The 16219-nt window shown below is 45.5% G+C and carries 17 protein-coding genes; 8 read left to right on the top strand and 9 right to left on the bottom strand.

All coding sequences use genetic code 11. The features are described 5' to 3' along the window. Window positions 1–7: 7 nt before the first annotated feature. Together GXP65_RS02290 and GXP65_RS02285 are read left to right on the top strand one after the other, a co-directional pair. Window positions 8–1441, top strand: coding sequence for a glyceraldehyde-3-phosphate dehydrogenase (locus tag GXP65_RS02290; RefSeq protein WP_162091885.1), 1434 nt, complete (start codon window positions 8–10; stop codon window positions 1439–1441). A gap of 255 nt (window positions 1442–1696) precedes the next feature. Continuing rightward, window positions 1697–1918 (top strand): hypothetical protein, encoded by a 222-nt coding sequence (locus tag GXP65_RS02285; RefSeq protein WP_005442428.1) that lies wholly within the window; start codon window positions 1697–1699, stop codon window positions 1916–1918. Window positions 1919–2039: 121 nt separating this feature from the next. On the opposite strand, the gene GXP65_RS25175 is transcribed toward GXP65_RS02285, so the two are convergent. The 5 genes from GXP65_RS25175 to GXP65_RS02260 form a co-directional block, all read right to left on the bottom strand. Next, the gene (locus tag GXP65_RS25175) at window positions 2040–2378 is read right to left on the bottom strand and encodes a hypothetical protein (protein WP_230624557.1); all 339 of its coding nucleotides are present in this window, start codon (window positions 2376–2378) and stop codon (window positions 2040–2042) included. Between the two features lie 337 nt (window positions 2379–2715). Further along, window positions 2716–3330: a LysE family translocator gene (locus tag GXP65_RS02275; protein WP_005433441.1), complete on the bottom strand. Its 615-nt coding sequence runs from the start codon at window positions 3328–3330 to the stop codon at window positions 2716–2718. A 108-nt stretch (window positions 3331–3438) separates the two neighbouring features. Continuing rightward, a complete protein-coding gene (locus GXP65_RS02270; protein ID WP_005433503.1) occupies window positions 3439–4353 on the bottom strand; it encodes a LysR family transcriptional regulator in 915 nt (304 codons plus the stop codon). Then, a complete protein-coding gene (locus GXP65_RS02265; RefSeq protein ID WP_077201891.1) occupies window positions 4343–4720 on the bottom strand; it encodes a nuclear transport factor 2 family protein in 378 nt (125 codons plus the stop codon). The genes GXP65_RS02270 and GXP65_RS02265 overlap by 11 nt, the downstream gene beginning before the upstream one ends. Next, the gene (locus tag GXP65_RS02260) at window positions 4717–5172 is read right to left on the bottom strand and encodes an Lrp/AsnC family transcriptional regulator (RefSeq protein WP_005433287.1); all 456 of its coding nucleotides are present in this window, start codon (window positions 5170–5172) and stop codon (window positions 4717–4719) included. The genes GXP65_RS02265 and GXP65_RS02260 overlap by 4 nt, the downstream gene beginning before the upstream one ends. 176 nt (window positions 5173–5348) lie before the next feature. On the opposite strand from GXP65_RS02260, the gene yjeH reads away from it, so the two are divergent. After that, complete coding sequence (gene yjeH, locus GXP65_RS02255) at window positions 5349–6611, top strand: L-methionine/branched-chain amino acid transporter (protein WP_162091884.1); 1263 nt, start codon at window positions 5349–5351, stop codon at window positions 6609–6611. Between the two features lie 12 nt (window positions 6612–6623). Here yjeH and GXP65_RS02250 read toward each other — a convergent pair whose 3' ends face one another. Further along, on the bottom strand, window positions 6624–8057 hold the full coding sequence (locus tag GXP65_RS02250; protein ID WP_162091883.1) for a PLP-dependent aminotransferase family protein: 1434 nt from the start codon (window positions 8055–8057) through the stop codon (window positions 6624–6626). Between the two features lie 99 nt (window positions 8058–8156). Here GXP65_RS02250 and GXP65_RS02245 point away from each other — a divergent pair, with 99 nt between their 5' ends. Beyond that, the gene (locus tag GXP65_RS02245; protein ID WP_162091882.1) at window positions 8157–8813 is read left to right on the top strand and encodes a pyridoxamine 5'-phosphate oxidase family protein; all 657 of its coding nucleotides are present in this window, start codon (window positions 8157–8159) and stop codon (window positions 8811–8813) included. On the opposite strand, the gene GXP65_RS02240 is transcribed toward GXP65_RS02245, so the two are convergent. Further along, the gene (locus tag GXP65_RS02240; RefSeq protein ID WP_162091881.1) at window positions 8794–10116 is read right to left on the bottom strand and encodes an ATP-binding protein; all 1323 of its coding nucleotides are present in this window, start codon (window positions 10114–10116) and stop codon (window positions 8794–8796) included. The genes GXP65_RS02245 and GXP65_RS02240 overlap by 20 nt on opposite strands. A 3-nt stretch (window positions 10117–10119) precedes the next feature. Further along, a complete protein-coding gene (locus GXP65_RS02235) occupies window positions 10120–10812 on the bottom strand; it encodes a response regulator transcription factor (RefSeq protein WP_038889055.1) in 693 nt (230 codons plus the stop codon). A 369-nt stretch (window positions 10813–11181) separates the two neighbouring features. On the opposite strand from GXP65_RS02235, the gene GXP65_RS02230 reads away from it, so the two are divergent. Next, window positions 11182–12723, top strand: coding sequence for a hypothetical protein (locus GXP65_RS02230; protein WP_162091880.1), 1542 nt, complete (start codon window positions 11182–11184; stop codon window positions 12721–12723). Between the two features lie 12 nt (window positions 12724–12735). Beyond that, window positions 12736–13425, top strand: a complete 690-nt coding sequence (locus tag GXP65_RS02225; protein ID WP_045382099.1) for a hypothetical protein — start codon at window positions 12736–12738, stop codon at window positions 13423–13425. Window positions 13426–13501: 76 nt separating this feature from the next. Here the strand turns inward: GXP65_RS02225 and GXP65_RS02220 are convergent, their stop codons facing one another. Next, a complete protein-coding gene (locus GXP65_RS02220; RefSeq protein WP_005433351.1) occupies window positions 13502–14503 on the bottom strand; it encodes an AraC family transcriptional regulator in 1002 nt (333 codons plus the stop codon). Between the two features lie 107 nt (window positions 14504–14610). On the opposite strand from GXP65_RS02220, the gene GXP65_RS02215 reads away from it, so the two are divergent. Continuing rightward, complete coding sequence (locus GXP65_RS02215) at window positions 14611–14937, top strand: MFS transporter (RefSeq protein ID WP_005433326.1); 327 nt, start codon at window positions 14611–14613, stop codon at window positions 14935–14937. Further along, window positions 14937–16160, top strand: coding sequence for a biotin/lipoyl-binding protein (locus tag GXP65_RS02210; protein ID WP_162091879.1), 1224 nt, complete (start codon window positions 14937–14939; stop codon window positions 16158–16160). The genes GXP65_RS02215 and GXP65_RS02210 overlap by 1 nt, the downstream gene beginning before the upstream one ends. The last annotated feature ends 59 nt before the right edge of the window (window positions 16161–16219 follow it).

The raw sequence follows: 16219 nt of genomic DNA, 5'->3' as shown, positions 1-16219 counted from the left end.
AACAACAATGAGTCCAGAGAAATATCTCCAAGACTGGCAAACTAGCCAAACGATTGCTGAATCTATTTCCCCTCTTATTGGTAAGTTATATCGTCAAAAAGGAATCGAAGTGGTTCTGTTTGGTAAAACGCTTATCAACGCAACAACCATCGACATTCTCAAAACTCACCGTATTGCAAGACGTTACACCGGAAGCCCTCTCTCTCTAGAACAAACCATGCCTATCATCCAAGCGCTTTGCGAAATGAGCATCTCGTCTTGCCGTGTTGATGTTGGTCAGATTGCTGGTATGTACTGGAAAGATCACGAAGACACAGCCGCACTTAGCGACTTTTTACACACTGCACTTCAAGGTGCTCGTGACGCCGACTCTTCTCTAGCAGCTCGTGATGTGGTTCTTTACGGTTTCGGTCGAATTGGTCGTCTACTTACTCGTCTGCTGATTGAAAAGAGTGGTCCTGGTTACCCGCTTCGTCTGCGTGCTATCGTGGTACGTGGCGGTAAGAAGGGTGATCTTGAGAAGCGTGCAAGCTTGCTACGTCGTGACTCCGTTCATGGACAGTTCAACGGTAGTATCGTGATTGATGAAGAGCGCAAGGCGCTGATCGTGAACGGTAACTACATTCAAATTATTTACGCAAACAGCCCGAGCGACGTGGACTACTCAGTTTACGGTATCAACAATGCGCTAGTTGTTGATAACACGGGCGTTTGGCGCGATACCGAAGGTCTTAGCCAACACGTAGCGTGTAACGGTGCAGAGAAAGTACTGCTTACTGCACCAGGCAAAGGTGACATCAAGAACGTCGTATTTGGTGTAAATGAATCTGTGATTCAAGAAGATGACACCATCATCTCCGCAGCAAGCTGTACGACTAACGCCATCACACCGGTTCTTAAAGCACTTAACGACAAGTACGGCGTGCTTTCTGGACACATTGAGACCGTTCACTCTTACACTAACGATCAAAACCTAATCGACAACTTCCACTCAGGCGATCGCCGTGGTCGCAGCGCTTCATTGAACATGGTTCTGACGTCAACAGGCGCAGCAAAAGCGGTAGCAAAAGCACTACCAGAACTTGCAGGTAAGCTTACAGGCAACGCAATTCGTGTACCGACTCCAAACGTATCAATGGCAGTTGCAAACCTAAACTTAGGTGAAGATGTCGACCGTGATTCGCTAAACGAATATCTACGTGAAATGGCATTAAACTCTGAGCTTTCTGCGCAGATCGATTACACAGATTCGACAGAAATCGTATCAAGCGACCTAGTTGGCTCTCGCCACGCAGGTGTGGTCGACGGTCAAGCAACCATCGCTCAAGACAAACGCTGTGTATTGTACATCTGGTACGACAACGAATTTGGTTACAGCTGTCAAGTCGTACACTGTATGGAACAAATGATGGGTGTTCGTTACCAAACATTCCCTCGATAAGGTGAACCTTGCTCCACAACGTTAACCACACTGTGTAACGAGCAACACCCCAGCATTTGTTTTAAATAATAAGCGCCTTGCGCATTACTAATATACTTCCCCGCTTATACGCCTGATGACCCTCAGGCGTTTTTTCGTTTTAAGACACTTTGACATTCCTCAGACAAATCGATGTGAAATTGAACGGTATATTCATGTTTCGTTCATGTTCAGCGTAATAATATGAACCCATAGATTGAAAGAGAGGTCATGATTATGAATCGAATTATCGTTACTGCATTGGCACTGATTACTGGCTTTTTTACTTTGGTATTTAGCCTAATCATGGCGATTCCATTGACCATCGCAGCCCTAATCACTGGTAAACGTATTGAAAAACGCGTGAAGCAAATGCAACAAGAAATGCATGAAGAGTATGAATTCAATACGGGTAAGTCCGACGCGATTGAAGGCGAGTTTGAAGAAGTTCGTCGCTAACGTTTCTGAAGGTTCCACACTCCCCCTATGTTCCTGAGCAACCTTCTTTGCTGACATCCTACCTCGTTAAGAGTTAGGATGTTTTTTGTTCGCTGTGTATAAGAAAGACAGCGTGATAGGGTTATCCCTTCTTAGCCGGCTCTTTTTGTTTAATAGCTGAATCATAGCCATCATCCCACAGCTCTCCATCGATACCAGTGTACGGGTTGGCCTCCTTTGCCTCTCCGGCAAGAAAGGCGCATCTTCCTTCATTTCGAATGTCTTCAACCTTACTTCGTATGAACACAGACGAGTCAGGGTCTACTTTATTCATGTACGCTCGAAACAAAACTGCGCAGCCGATGATAAAGAGAAGCACACCAAAGAACCCGATAAAACTGTTACCAGTTAAGAATATCCAGGCGACTAAGAGTAAGCCAATCAATAGTATGGCAGGAGTCAAGCCAAGTGTTTTTTTCACTTTTCTCTCACTTAAATCAAGATCTTGTTTCAACCCATTTGTGCGGGGGATAAGGAAAATCCATTTGTTCGAACAAGTTATCTAGGTGTTATATGCGACCAAATTAGTCGCCACGTTAAATACACTAGTTGAATGATGATTCTAGCTAGAGACTTCACTGTCAGAGTAGGGAATCTCACCAATAATACCTGATTTATGAACCAAGGTAACATTTATTGATAATAATCTTTTTAACTATGTGACATGTCAAATGAATGCGAATAATTCATAAAAAAATCAAACTAATTAAACAAAAAAAGCAGCCAACTTAGGCTGCTTTTGAGAAACTAAATGATGATCAAATCGTCACAACCACTCGCACTGCCAGTAGCATTAAAACGATACCGGATAATCGGTCAATCAGTACCGCTTTTGAGCGAATACGGTCCACAACACGCGAGTTAGACAATACCAATGTGATGAAGGTGTACCACAAGCCATCAACAACAAATGGTGTCGCGACGATGATCATTTGGTTACTTAGATCGTTACCTAGCGCTACAAATTGACTGAACAGTGCGATGAAGAACAGCGCAATTTTCGGGCTTAGAATTGAAATAAGGAAGCCTTCTCGCGCCGATTGTAAAACCGTCGTTTCTTCACCGGATTCTAACTTCGCCGCAACCCCACCTTTTGAGCGCAGAGCATTGAAGCCAAGATACGCCAAGTAAGCTGCACCAGCCAAGCTAATAGTCTTAAATAGCAATGGGCTTTGTTGCAGCACTACCGCCAAACCTATCAAGGTAATAAACGCATAAATACCGATACCAAACGCGTGCGCCCATGCGGTAGCCAAACCATTCACTCGACCACCAGCCAACGAGTGCTTAGCGACAATCGCTAAACTCGGACCTGGGGACATCGCCCCTAATAAACACACGGTAAAAAGTGATAACCAAACTGTTAGTGTCATAAGAATCCCCCCTCTTTGACGCTAATCTATCAACGGAGCAGGTATAATTAGAAATCAAAGTTTTTCATACTAGCTATGATTTCAGATCATAAGCAGTAGATACGCACATTAACGAATCGAATACTCTGAGATTTGCATAACCGAGCGAATCTCCTCTCGCACCCATTTATGCGCCGGATCCGTATCGTACTTTGGATGCCACATTAACCAATACTGATGAGTAGGGGTTTCGAGTGGCAACGCTTTGTGGGCTAAATCCCAATGCTTCGCGAGATTCACGGCAATATGCTCGGGTACCACCATCAGATGCTCACTTGAGACTAAGCGATTGATAGCAGCAGAAAAGAAAGGCACCTTGAAGGTAACGTGGCGTGTATAACCCAGCTCTCTCAATGCCAAGTCAGTATAGGAATCTTTGTCCCCTCCACCGTTCACTTTGATGTGAGAATACGAAATTAAATCTTCGACACTAATATGGTCTTGCTTTGCTAACGGGTGGGAGGCCTTCATCAAACACACGGACGAGTCCTCACCAATCTTCACACTGGATACACCTTTAGGCTGTTCTGGATAAATTGAAGACGCAATATGAATACCTGTCTCATGAAGTTTATCAAGAAAGTCTGGTTGCCAAAGTCGATACGCCATATCCAGCTGAGGAGCAAAACTACTCAAGTGCGAAGCAATGTCAGGGAGTACATATTGCGCGACATAGTCACTCGATGCTAATACTAACTCTCCTTTCCAATCCCCGGGTTCAAAAGGCTTGTCATCGAGAAGGTGATCGAATTCCGCCAATAAGTCGTCCAACTTCTCTTTTAGAAGTAGCGCTCTTGGCGTGGGAATCAATTGGTTACCCTGCCGAACCAATAAAGGGTCGCCGCATAATTCGCGTAACTGCGCTAGTTGACGACTGACCGCGGATTGAGTGATGTGCAAACGCTCCGCGGTTCTGCTCACATGGCACTCTTCAAGCAATACATGCAAAGAGCGCAGCAGATTCAGGTTAATGTTATTCAGCACATTCAACCCATTGTGTGCGCCAATCTGCGGCGGCGTAATCTTCCGGCCAATATTCCACTTGTTTGCAAATCAGCCCATCACGGATGCTGTGAAAAGTAATCACTCTATCTGAGCGAACGCCATCACTCACAATCACATCGGTGACTACTTGATCATCTTCTCCCACAATACGTTCAATCGTAAAGGTCCACTTACCTTCTGCTGGATAGGCTGAGTTCAGTTCGGCAAAGTTCTTTCTGCCGCGAATGACTTCTTTGGTCAATGGCCAAATCACTTCACAATCAGGCGAAAGACACTCTGCTGCCGCATAGAAATCATTGCTTGCCATTACGTTCCAGAAATTGAGGACGATGTCTTTCTCGGTCATTTTACAAACTTGCTCCCTGTGGTATTGAAAAACTCCGTTAACACGGTATGTGTCATCACATTACGAAGCTCTGGATAACTTTGGATATAGTCTCGAATCTCATTCAAACGGGCGATATTCGGTACTTCAACAAACAGCATCATATCGGTTTCACCACTAATTGCATGACACCATTTCACACCGTCGATTTTGTAAAGGTCTTTGGCGTAATTATCGCAGTGATGGCTCGATGCCGACGTATCAAACTTTAGTGCCATATAAGCACAAATCGTCGACTCTTCAGATGTTGCAATATCGGCATGATAGCCAAGGATCACTCGATCATTTTCGAGCTTTTTGATTCGCGCTGTCACTGCTGAACGTGACAAGCTGACTTGCTCTGAAATTTCCGTAATAGAGAGGCGGGCATTCTGCCGCAATAGGTCTATGATCTGACGATCAAATTTGTCCATAACATCACCACGCTTTCCTTAATCTTGTCATTCTACCCAAATACAACTTATTGAAAACCGACAATTTGCGCTTTCTAAACAAAACAACCGTCATTTTGACGGTCGACAACATCATTTTGATAGGGAGAACTTAGATATGCTTGTCGCATCACCTACATAGACGTTTAGAGGTCGTCATGGAACAACTCAAAAAAGACATCACGCTGATCTCAGGCATTGGGCAACTCTCCACCACGTTAATGGGAACGGGTTTATTTATGATTCCAGCCATTGCCGCTGGTATCGCTGGGCACTTTTCCCTTTGGGCTTGGATAATCTTATTCGTCGCGATTTGTCCTATTGCGCTTACTTTTGCTCAATTGGGTAAGCGCTATCCAAGTGCGGGCGGCACAGCGTTTTTTGTTCGCAAAGCGTTTAACAGTAAACTGGAAAGCAGCGTAGCGTGGCTGTTTGTCAGCGTCATTCCTGTTGGTGTACCTGCTGCTGTCGCACTTGCAGCCGGCTTTCTACAACAGCTAATACCAGAGCCACTGAGTAACCATCTTTTCGCACAAATTCTTACGGTGGCTCTGTTAATTGTCGTCAACCTACTCGGCACAAAATCATCGGGCCGCTTGCAAACCGTCATTGCACTGAGCATTTTTGCTTTGGTTGGTGCATTTTTATGGAAAGGTGATGTTGGCCCCGCCGATCTCACCATGCCTACCATCACAATGAATTCAACTTGGTCAATTGCGACAGCATTAGGCGTCATGTTTTGGTGCTTTGTTGGAATAGAAGCCTTTGCGCATATGGGGGAGGAATTTAAGAACCCACAACGTGATTTCCCAATTGCTATTATTGTTGGCTGCTTTGTCGCAGGCCTCACCTATTGGGCCTGCTCTGTCGTGATACTCAAATTTGGCGCTTACGGCAGTGCTGAATTCGACAGTGCCTCGATTCCTTGGTTGAGTGCGTATCTATTTGGTGATCATGCGAAATGGCTTATTAGTGTTATCGGTTTCTCAGCGTGTTTCGCGAGTGTGAATCTCTACACTCAAAGTTTGGCTCGAATGGTGTGGGCCCAAGCAAGGGAGCACAAACCAACTAGCGCTATCGCAAGAGTTTCAGTTCGAGGCGTACCAGCGAATGCCACGTTAATCGTCGGCGCTATATTGCTTGCTTCTTGTGTTATTGGGTCGCTATCAGGGCTAGATTTGGAGTTCTTCCTAAAGCTCGCCAACGGCATCTTTGTGCTGGTCTATCTATTGGCAATGCTTGCGGCCTACAAACTGCTCAAAGGTTGGGGAAAGATCCTCGCAGGATTTTCTCTCGTGTTGTGCACCGCAGTATTCATTTGTTTGGGTTGGTCTATGCTGTACGCCGTTACTATTTTTGCAGTGCTCTCCCTACCATGGAAACAGTGGCGAAAAAAGAACACTCGCCGAGTGACTGAATAAGGTTTAGCGTGGTTATTCAAACAACTCAGAAAGCTGTTCAACCAGCGCATCAATCTCATTCAACGCGACATTGCCATAGCCTAGTACAGCGCCTTGCCAGTCTCGCGTTCTAAAATCTGAATGCTCATAAAAACTCATCGGACGCAGCACAATACCTTTTGACTGAGCGCGCTGCGTCCATTCATGTTCATCAATACCCTGCTGCCACTTTAAAGTAATATGGAGACCAGCAGCCTGACTGATCACCGCAACTCTATCGCCAAAGTGTTTTTCAACAGCCAAACACATCTGCTCATGCTTAGTTTTGTACAGTCGGCGCATTTTGCGGATATGACGAATTAACCCACCTTCAGTAATAAAATCAGCCAACGCCTCTTGGGTGTGCGTTGGCGAATCACCGGTTAACGCATCCTTAACCACCAAGCATTGCTCAACTAAACGTTCAGGAACCACAAGATAGCCAAGGCGCACTCCATTAAACATCACTTTACTGAACGAGCCCACATACAGTACGCGATCATCTCGCCCCATTTGAGCCGCTAGCCCTTGTAAGCTGGTATATGGACGATGGGCAAACTGAAATTCGCTGTCGTAATCGTCTTCGATAACCCAACGTGATTGCTCGACCGCCCAGTTGATGATCTTCCCTCGCTGCTCGGTATTAAGCGTAGTTCCCATCGGATACTGATTGCTTGGTGTGATATATAGAGCATCGGCATCGCTGCTGGTTACCGCTTCCACATCAAAGCCGAGTTTTTCTCGTACTAATAGAGGCTCAAATTGATATTGCTGGAACTGAATTAGCTTCCGCATTTGCGCGTAACCCGGTTGCTCCATCAAAACCTTATCACCTTGTTTCAGAGCTACCATCGTCGCGATTGACAATGCTTGCTGTGCCCCAGAAGTAATAATGATGCGCTCTGGGGAGCAATTTACTGAACGGCTTGATGCAAGGTAGTCAGCTAAAGCACAACGCAATGCCCAACTGCCCTGAATATCTTGGTTCCCTAGCAAACAGGTACGGGAAAGATGACGAGCAAGTAACTTTTGCCACTGCGCCATAGGAAAAGCTTCTAAATCAGGCACACCCGGAGCAAATGCGCGGTTGATGTCAAAGTTGGTTTTCGGTAATGAGTCCGTTTTGATTGAACTGGGTTCAGGCAGATACTGCTCCGGCAGTTCTACAGCAACATAAAAGCCAGAGCCTTTTTGACTGTTCAAGTACCCTTCCGCCACTAACTGCTCGTAGGCTGCAATCACGGTATTCCTACTGAGTTCAAGCTCTTGTGATAGCTTTCGTGTAGACGGCAATTTCCCATTCTTCGCCCACAGCCCTTGAACAATCTTCTCGCGGATAGCAAAAAACAACGCTTGCTGACGCGTTCCATCACTTTCTTTTAAATGCAGGTCACCGATATCAATCAAAGACAAACTGGATCCATCCATTAGTTAAAACTGGCTCTCTTTAAGCTACCAGTTAAACGCTACATTGCAATCAAAGATTGAGAAGCAAGTGCTCGTCCCTGTGAGCAAAAAGGAGAGAAAATGTTATCCAATACCAACAGAACGGAAATTAAGAAAGGCGCGCATAAAGCCATCTCTGATGTCGACAAACTGCACGCCATCATAGATGAAAGCCTTATCGCTCATATTGCAATAACCAACGAGTCTGGCCCTGTAGTCATCCCCATGCTGGCTTGGCGTGTAGATGATTACGTGTATATTCATGGTGCCAACAACAGTCGATTACTGCGCTCACTCAAACAAGGAGTGCAAACATGCCTAACCTTTATCTTGTTTGATGGCTGGGTACTGGCTCGAAGCGCGTTTCATCATAGCGCACATTATCGTAGCGCTGTTGTCTTTGGCCAGTTTGAGATGGTGGCGGATAACCAAGAGAAAGACAGATTACTGAATCACTTTATTGAACAAATCGCTCCGGGAAGAACAAAAGACATCCGCTTGAGCAATGAGAAAGAACTCAAAGCAACCATGCTACTGCGTATACCACTAACGGAAGCATCAGTGAAAATCAGCAATTTTGGTGTTAACGACGATGCACAAGACATGGACATTCCAGTTTGGGCTGGCGTCTTGCCGTACCGAACTGTTGTAGGCCCGCTGCAAGCTTGTGAAGATTTGTATGAAGGCATTAAAGAGCCAGACTACCGTCGTGCCTACCCTAATCGCTGGCAGGAATAAGCACGGTAAACAACGCGCCCCCTAAGTGGCTCTCGCCGACTGACAGCTCCCAGCCTAGTTGCCTCGCAGCACTAGACGCAATGGCGAGCCCCAAGCCAAAACCTTTGACATCGGCGTTACGGCTTTTATCTAAACGAGAAAACGGAATGAATACCTCTTCACGCATCTCTTTAGGAACCCCTGGGCCATCATCTTCAATATCGACGATCCAGAAGTGCTCTACCGACCGGATCGTCACTTCCACACAAGACTCGCCATAACGTTTTGCATTCTGCAGTAGGTTATCAAGAACCAAATTACCCAACGTTGGTTGCAGGTGGATGGACTGGTAAGCCAAAGCATTCTCAACAGTAAGCTTCGCTGACTCCAACCCACGATAATTCATGCGGCTTTTACACCAAAGCGGCAGTTCAATGGTTTCAACAGAATCGGCTAACGAATGGTTATTCACGCTCAAGCGGGAAAGCATTACGATGTCAGACGTTAAATCCGTCACCACATCCACATATCTTTCAATATCATCGTGCAGTTCCGCTTGCATTTCACCTTTCGTACGCCTTGCCAAGTCGATAGCTAGCTGAATTCGACTCAGTGGCGTTCGAACTTCATGAGGGATAGCCTGAGTGAAAATGTGTGTTTGGCGCACTTGCCTTTCAATGTCTTCCGACATGTTGTTGAAGCCAGTAGCAAGCTCTCGGACCGGAGAAGAGAAGTGCTTTAAATCCACACGAGTGCTGAGCTCACCGGAGCCAAATTGCTGCTGTGCTGACGTCAATTGTTGAATCTGGCGATCAAGTCTACGCACCGGAACATAAACCATGACACCCAAGCTGCATATTATGGTGAGTAACAAGCTGAACACAAAGATGCTTTCTGAGTCTTCATCCCAATCAATATCTGGACTAAAAAAATCTCGCTTTTCTTTAAATACCAGACTTTCTGATGAGTTTGGGAGTGGAAAAACCGCAGCGTAGATATTGCCATCGATCAAGTACACAGGCACACCTTGCATACGATAAAGCAATTCGCAGTCCAAACAAGGAGGCGAACCGTCCCAGTTATTAAGAAGAGTCAGATCGAAGATGAAAAAATCCTGTTTGCCTGTTCTCGTTAACTGCTTGTAGAGTGAGTTAGGCGTCCCGCGTTGCTCAGTATACTGATCGACAAAATACGTACCATCACTCAAGAAGATGCCAACTTCAGTTTTGCGCATGAACTCGTCACCCATAGTAAAAAACAAGGCGACAGTCACGGCAAGGCCCGTTACCAATCCAACATAGAGCCGAGTAAACAGAGAGAACATCCGCTATTTCCCCGTTAACATGTATCCACGATTACGCACGGTCTTAATGGTAGCGGTGTGAATAAGGGCTTTTGAGAATTTTTTCCTCAAAGAAGAGATTCGCATATCAATTGAACGGTCAGTAATGCAGTATTCAATGCCACGCGCAAGGCGGCAACAGGACTCTCGAGAAACGGGTTTATCGACATTGAGCATTAATAGCTCCAATATTTCGAATTCAGAATCAGTGAGATCGATATCTTGCTCTAAGTAATAAGCTTTAGAGCGACGGGTGCATAAGTCGATGCCATAACGGCTCAGCTCTGTCTTTTCAGCCGTATCTATTTGGCGACGGTAGCGGCGTAAAGAGGCCTCAATACGAGCGAGGAGGATATTGCCCTTAATTGGTTTAGTTAGGTAATCATCAGCACCAAATTTAAATAGGCTAACTTCACTCATCTCATCATCAGTGGCCGTCAACACAATGATGATCCCATGATAAAACGCCCTAGCCTCTTGGCATATCTCTGCACCATTTTTGCCTGGGAGCATCAAATCCAATAACACCAGATCAGGCTGCAATTCTTTGATAGCATCGAGTGCATTAAGACCATTGTCGACCACAGTAACTAGGTAACCTTCGGCCTCTAGGTACATTTTGGTTAATCGAGCAATCTCTGAATCATCCTCTACGAGCAAAATTTTATTACCGACCATAATCCATTCACTCTACCTATAAAACAGAAGCAGTATATCGCTCGTTTTGTTCCATGCAACCCGTATAAACCGAACCTCTAGCGACAGAAAGTGCTTACAAACACTTACAAACCATACATTTATAAAAAAGCGCTCTCTACAAAAGACCTGTAAAAGAACAAAAAACCAATTTATAAACACAAGTTAAGATTTAATATCATCAATTAAAGCCACTACAAAATATAAAGCCCCTACTATTTTAGTTTTGTCGAATTAAAAACCTTACAACAAATCATCAACAGTAATTATGACTACAATTGCTCATGTAGACAGAAAATACTCTTGCAAATAAATTCCTCAGCGAACCTTCAGCCCGTGAGTATTGCAAAGATGAAATTCGCTCAATTAACGCCTCTGGCTTTACTTTGTACAGTAAGCCTAACTGCCTGCGGTGGCAGTGACTCAAATTCAAAGTCTCCAACAACCACGCTGCCTCCCAAATCAGCTCCAACATTGAAAACCGTGACGATCCCTAGCGTCGTTTCCAAAAAGTTTCCAGCCAAGCTGCAAGTGGCTGCTGATGCTGGCTTTACCCACTACCTTGAAGTCTCCCTTTCGCAAGACGGGAACAATGCGTCATTCCACATTATCGCGATGGATGACGGGGCGAATGATGAAAAAATATTTCGTGCCGCCAAAATCGTTCAGCACCTACTCACAAACCAGCCAAATTCGAAGTATGGTGCCAACAAATCTAGTATCGCAAAGACACTAGCCGAGCGTGATGCAACATTAATGCTGACAGAAAACGACGACCAGAATGACGAAATGCTCATCAAAATTTTCGTCAGTGAGTTGCTTCGTCAAGATAAATTGGACGACGCGATTGCAGATTCTGGCTTACCACAATCCTTTGATACCAGCTCATTAGAAAACTTCATTGCAACCATGATGGTGCTTAATGAAGACGACATGGACACGCTTATCGAGTCCATTGCATTAACGTTGATGAGCAGCGGGGATACACCAAACTGGTTGATGAACAGCCAATCTTTGATGTACCGCGAACTGACAGTTGAAGGCGATTGTCACTACATGAGTAACTTTGCCGATTACTGTGCCAATCTGGGTAAACATGCCGACCGAGATGCCGCTTTTGAAGAGATTCTACATTTGGTCCAAGCGCAAGGCATTGCTCCTAACGCATCGACTTCCTCATTACAAAAAGCCATTCAAGCGCATGCTCTAAGCATTTATAACGACATCCAATCAGGTAAGCCAACGGTGTGGCGCCCAACCCAGAGTGACTGGGAAGATTGGGAGTCTGACGACTTCGATCCAGAACGCGTTAAGCTAACAGGCACTTCTTACTCTCACGAATACTTTGCTGCTGCTTTTGAAGCTTACATGGGCGTTGCAAAAGCAAACGGGTATGGTTTAGATGGCTACCAAGCGTTAACACGTGACGAAATGCAAACCCAAGATCCACAAGCGATTGATTGGATTGACGGTTTGTTCCACGACTACTTGCAATACACCGCAAGCATCGACTCTGCAGGCGTCAAACTCTACACAGAAAAAACAAATCCAGGCACGGTTCCTACCTTCCGCATGGCACCAAATAAACATGGTTTAGTAGAAGCCTACACCTACAAGTCTCAATGGCTGACAAAAGTGAAGATCGTTGGCGACGACGCGATAAATGTCATCGGTAATGACCAAGACAACACATTTGAAGGCAACCATAAAAACAACAGTATTTTTGGTGAGGGAGGCGTCAACACTTACATCGTGCGACACAAGCTGGCGGAATGTATCGTTATCAAAGCGAAGAACGTCTCTGTTGAGTGCCCTAATACAGGCATTGACGAGTTGTACGACATTCAGAACATCCAGTTCACCGATCAAACTCTAGACGTAACCAAGCTATAAACAATGAAAAACATGAAGAAACTTACTCTACTCGCTCCCCTATTCCTTGTTGGTTGTGGTGGCCTTGCTGTCATGGATCGTACTGATGCAGTAAAAGCGCAACCAGAAATGTTGGTGAAAACCGACGGCGACTTTTGGGGATTCGGTGCGGATGGCCATTTTGATTTTGCTGGCAAGTACAAAGGCAAATATTCGCGCAGTGCTTCAAACTCAAGTTGGTTCAATCGTATCTCATTCAAAGAAGGGGCAATGGGCGCAGAAGTGACTCGTATAGACAGCGGTGAAACTTGGCTCCTAAACTGCACCGGCGGCGGCATGTCGGTAAACTACATGGGCGTTGATTTTGGTGGCAACGATCCATACACCTGCGACATCACTCAAGATGGTAAGAAAGTCGGTGAGTTTGCTATGGAACCGAAATCTGCGCTGATCGACATCAGCCTTGAGAAAAAAGAAACGGGCGTAGTTCGCATTGGCAATACCCATTTCAATGTAGAAACCATTCACACGAGCCCTGATTCGATGATGGCGGTAGATATTCCACTGGGTTACAGCTTTAAGCAAGGGACGCAAGAGGTTGCGGCAGTGCAGACGAATGGCACAATCGCAGTGCAAATGCTGCCCGAGCTTAACGATAAGCAAAAAGACGTGGTTGCCATTGGCGCTGTGGCTAGTGCACTGAGCTGGCGTCCTGAAGAGTAAGCGTTAACGCTCCCAAAAATTTCAAAGCCCTCATTTGAGGGCTTTTATTTGCTGGCAGCACTGGTCATCACAAAGATTATTTTTCCAATCGAGCCGCGTATTGTTTGGGAGTTAAGCCGCGATGTTTTTTGAACATACGATTAAAACTCGCGACATTGGTATATCCGAGACGCTCCGCAATCTCCTCTATACTGACATGTTTGATCAATAAACCGGCTGCAACGTTACTTAATACATAGCCAGATACCGTAGAGAAATTAAGTCCTAGCTTGTGCAAACGTCGCTGGAACTGTTGCTCTGAAAGCCCAAGTAAAGATGAGACACGCTCCAATGTCGGCAATCCATAATGGCTACTGTAACTCACTACTTCATAAATCACTTTAAGCTCATCTTCCGGATCGGGCATGTTGAGCAAATCATCCAAATCTGAAAAGCTCATCGCTAGACGGCTGTCTTCACGATGGCTTACTTGACGCGAAGCGAGGCGGTCATCTCCTGGGATCCAGATTTCTGTTTTTGGCTGACTCCACTCAACCTCACAGCCAAAGTACTCTTCGTATGGTTTGCCATTTTTCCTAGAACCAGAAATCATCACACGTAATGGCTTGTAATCTTGCCCCAAAAATTCACGCAAAATCTTGGTCATGAATATCGCGCAGCGAATACTGTCATGTACTTTGACCGAAGTTTCCACAAATGGGTTGTGGTAAGTCCATTTGATGATCTTGCCTGATTGCTCACCCGCTAAAAAAGCACCTGATTGAAGGTTACTTACGCCATAATTCACGCGTCGAATGGTGCTAGCGAGATCATTACCTGAGTATAACCAACGTCCGACCGGACCAAGCTTTTGCAGCTCAATGCCACGGCTTAAACTTAACACCACATCTGGGTCATCAGTCAGTTGTTCAATACGTCGATACCACTCCGAAACAGCCTTCAAAGGTATCAATGTCATCGGGTTGTGAAACACTGATGCAGGGATGCCAAGCTCTTCGGATCTCAAATTATACTTAGATAACGCGAGGTTATGCATATTTAAAATACCCATCGCGCGAATAAATCGAACCGTTTTCATAACCAATCACATCAAATTTAATCTTCTAGTGATTGAATTTGTCACAAACCCTCACCTATTTCAATTCCAGATCACAATACGCCAACAGTTTGATAGAGGAGTGTTTAATGAGTTTACTGAGTGTCCCATTTGTCGGAACAGGCGCAGATACAGCGTTACATGTTGTCGCTGCCGTCGTTTTAATCGCGAGTGTCGCTGGCGCGTGTTACGGCTTTTGGAAAATCCATGAGTTGCCAATTAATAAGGCGCACAGCAAAGACCATCATCAGATAGGGCTCATTACCGCCCTCACCTGGATAGGATTTGTCTGGCACTGGGTATGGGTGCTAGCCGTGATCTTTGCATTCGTTGATATGGAAAAAGCCATCATCAATCTGCGTGATACATGGAAAAGTAAACCGCAAACAGAAACACAGCCACAAGAGGAGGCATAATGTTAGAAGGTTTAGCGGTATGGGCACTCTTCATCTATCTGCTCCGTTTAGTCGGCATGCCTTGGAACAAAGCAACCAAATCGTTCGCTTACCTAGGCGGCTTGGGTTGGTTAATGTTCGTCTGGGTAGGTCTCATCAACTTCACCCCGATGGATCTATCCGGCGGCTCAGTGGTGCAATCACCACACATCCAGTTGCGTCCGGATTCAACCAATGTGAAAGGCAAAGTTGAACATATTTATATCAAGCCGAATCAACAAATTGAAAAAGGTCAGCTCATTTACGAACTCGACCCAACGCAATATGAGATCGCATTGAACCAAGCAAATGTGTCGGCAGATTCTGCTCGAGTCGCACTGGCAACAGCACAAGGTGATATCGAGATTGAAGAAGCAAACCATCAAGCACTGGTGCAAGATCTAGAAACGTCAAAAAGCCAATTGGAAGCGGCGAAAGTTGACTATAAATTGCAGAAAAAAATGCTGGATCGTTACGTTGAACAAAACCGCGTGGTCCAAAACACCATTACGGCAAGCGACATCGACAAACAATCGAGTGCCGTTGATATGGCACGCCACAACGTGTTAACTCTTGAATCTCAAATCAAGAAGAAACAAGTCGATATCTCACGCGCAAAACTGGCGATTCATAAAGCTGAGCTCGCGGTTGAAACCAAACAGGCTGAACTGCGCCAAGCAGAGGAGCAAATTGCAAAAGCACAATGGGATTTGAACAGCACCAAAGTGCACGCACCAGCAGATGGCTTTGTGACCAACTTTATCCTGCGTGAAGGTCAACGTGTATCGATGATGCCGCGTATCAACATGTACACTAACGAGAAGTACGTTCTGATGCGAGTGAACCACCAAGCAATTCGTAATATCAAACCAGGTCAACCTGCGGAATTCTCTTCTTCGGTTTACCCTGGCAAAATCTTCTCTGCTACAGTAGAGGGCATTGTTGAAGCGACCGGTGAATCACAAGGCAACCTACTTGGTCTGGATGATTCCGTTCGCGCTACAACTGGTAAGAACTTACAGAACAAACACCACTTTGTTCGCCTTAAGATTGATGAGCCAGAAGGCTACGATATCCCTGTCGGTTCAGTTGGCCTAGCATGGGTCAGCGGCGAGAAACCAATCGGTTTCCTAGCGTTCTTGGATGTGATTCGTGGCATCATCATCCGAATGAAGTCGCAACTGTACTTCTTCTACTCTATCTAAACTCCCAAACCGCCAGTTCCGCTGGCGGTTTTCTTTTCATTTGTATCCAAGCACGTAGT

Origin of the sequence: Vibrio sp. LB10LO1, from assembly GCF_010092875.1 — a bacterium.
Lineage (GTDB): Bacteria > Pseudomonadota > Gammaproteobacteria > Enterobacterales > Vibrionaceae > Vibrio > Vibrio campbellii.
Note: the sequence above shows the minus strand (reverse complement) of the source record. Positions and strands in the feature narration are given on the sequence as shown.